Raw genomic sequence first — 2,153 nt, 5'->3', positions numbered from 1 at the left:
GTTACCAGATGGGTAGGGAAGAACTTGGGAGTTCTGGGACAGATTTTAAGCTCTCAGCCTATTCCACACCCCATCAACTCAAGCGCTGAAACAAAGAGCCTCATCTAGAACATTGCTGTCCGAAACGTTTTGGAAATGAAGTAATACGCTGCCAAAAACAAGAATTTAGGACAGGTTAATCCACTGCGCTGAATTATACCAAATGCACTTCCATCCAGCCCATAGCTTCTACCTCTTTTTCCGGTTCTCTTCACTTAAAGTTCCTATCCCGAGGATGCTCTCGGGACTATGCAAAAAACTTGAAGCTTGACGGAACCGCAAGAAGTACCTGGGAAAACAAGAAATGTACCCTAAACCATTAAATACAACAACATACTGCAAATAACTCTGAATCCATAAATATCAATACTCTGCGTCTCTGCGCGCTGCGAGAGGGACTTTTTGCGAGGGCGTCAAGCTTGATAAACGAAAAAATATTTTGAATCTATTGGCCCGTTTGGAAGTGAATATGGTATTATCGTCCTATTCGTCCCCACCAATTCTTGCTTATCCTTGTCGTTTTATTGCTGAAGCTGATGTCATCATTTTTCATTGCCCATCAATGTTTTATTGATATGGTTACTGTTTCTATAGAACACATCTGTGGAAATCTGTGTTTCATCTGTGGCTAAAGAGAATCTGTTTTGGACGGATATGCATCTAGAATTATTTGCCGAGGAAGAGCTTGCGATAATTCACTTGAACTGCAATATTCTTTGAATGATCAACATCGGTCCAAATGGGGAACAGAACCAGAGTATTCAGGGAGCATCTTTGGGTAAGGATCGGGTCCTGGTGGTTGAAGATAATCCCAATGATGCTGAACTCCTGAGTACGACCCTGGCCCAGTCATTTACGGTTGACATAGCGATGGATGGTGAGAGCGGATTTCAGGCGGCGCTGGAGATTGTTCCTGATTGTATCATATCAGATGTGATGATGCCCCGGATGTCGGGCTTCACCCTACTTAAGAAGATCAGATCCCATCCGGATCTATCAGTTATTCCGGTCATTCTTTTAACTGCTCTGGATGAGCCATTGGACAAGATCCATGGCTATGATCTTTTGGCTGATCTTTATTTTACTAAACCCATTGATACCAACGAGATACTAGCTGCCGTGAAAAGTTTAACACGTCTGGGGCAGAATAGAAAACCGGATGTCCAGCCCGAGAAAACGCCTGGTACAGGGATCACAGAACTAGACCAGGTGTTTTTGAGGAAACTACTTAATGCGCTCCATGAAAATATTGATAATCCAGATCTAAAGGTTGATGATCTTGCCCGGTCCTGCCACGTAACCAGGAGACAATTAGAGCGTCGTTTGAAAAAACTTGAGCGCTTGACCCCGGGGGAGTACATCCGTCAAGTCAGGTTGGAGCAAGCCCGAAAATTATTAGAAGCCGGCGTGCCGAGCAGCATCGCAGATCTGGCCCAACGGGTCGGTTTCAGGGACGCAAAACACTTCTCAAAGATCTTCAAATCATTTTATGGCGTTCAGCCAACTATACAGAATTAGGAACGAGATAGGGTTAACCCAAATCGTGAGGGCTAACAGAGATAAACAGTCCATTATTTAGCTAGAAATTGATCTAGTGGGTGAAATGGACCAGATTAATAAGTTAGAAGGAGCAGAATATGCAGAACAAGACCGTCAGGATCATTATTCTCAGCATTTTACTAATCGGATCAGGTTTCGCTCAAACTGGTCCTAAACTTGATATCAAAATTGCAGAGGAAAAGGTCAATATCTCAGATGAGGAACGCAATAGCGGCATCATCTCCTATGCCCCCCTTGATACGATTCTATATACTCTGACTTCAACAAATATTGGCGATGCCCTTATGACCAATCCGGTCATCACCGATCCTATCCCTGCTGGTGTCAGATATGTACTGGACTCCGCCGAGGGGCAGAACAGCAAAATTCTGTACTCCATTGATGGGGGCAAAAAGTATGCTGAATGGCCCGTGTATTACTCGGTCCGGAATGCTCGCGGTATTGTTGTGCGAAAAGAAGCCAGTGCTGACATGGTCACTCATGTTCGTTGGGAGATCCAGAATAATCTTGAGGCAGGTGCCGTTAACGTCTCAAAACTAAAAGTGGTAGTGAAA

At 44.2% G+C, this 2,153-nt stretch carries 2 protein-coding genes; both read left to right on the top strand.

Annotated elements, in window-relative coordinates; genetic code table 11:
- The first annotated feature begins 759 nt into the window (after positions 1-759).
- Complete coding sequence (locus U9Q77_11245) at positions 760-1,557, top strand: response regulator (protein ID MEA3287931.1); 798 nt, start codon at positions 760-762, stop codon at positions 1,555-1,557.
- A gap of 119 nt (positions 1,558-1,676) precedes the next feature.
- The coding region (locus U9Q77_11240; GenBank protein ID MEA3287930.1) for a hypothetical protein at positions 1,677-2,153 on the top strand (477 nt) is incomplete at its 3' end.

Source organism: Candidatus Neomarinimicrobiota bacterium, from assembly GCA_034716895.1.
GTDB lineage: Bacteria > Fidelibacterota > UBA8477 > UBA8477 > JABMPR01 > JABMPR01.
This window is presented reverse-complemented; position numbering and strand designations above follow the sequence as displayed.